Annotated in this window: 1 pseudogene; it reads right to left on the bottom strand. The window is 66.8% G+C overall.

Going from position 1 to position 250, the window contains the following annotated elements:
* Positions 1-250: pseudogene (locus tag ACIQCY_RS14075) on the bottom strand (hypothetical protein); the annotation flags it as partial.

The following is a 250-nucleotide window of genomic DNA, read 5'->3' as shown; positions in this document are numbered from 1 at the left end:
GGCACGACGATCTCCGGAGAGATCACGTTGCCGTCGAGAATGCCGCCGCTGAGCAGCCCGCCGTCCAGGATTCCCCCATCCGTCGTGCCGCCCGTGCTGCCACCGGTGCTTCCACCCGTGCTGCCACTGGCCGTTGATCCGGTCGAACCGGACTCACCGGTCGAGGACGAATCCCCGATCACCGACACCGAGTTCCCCGACACGTTCACCGGCACCACAACCTCAGGCGAGACCACGTTGCCGTCCAGGA

The organism is Arthrobacter sp. NPDC092385, assembly GCF_044755105.1.
In the GTDB taxonomy this organism is placed as follows: domain Bacteria; phylum Actinomycetota; class Actinomycetes; order Actinomycetales; family Micrococcaceae; genus Arthrobacter_D.
The sequence above is the reverse complement of the archived record's forward strand: the minus strand, read 5'-3'. Positions and strand labels throughout refer to the sequence as shown.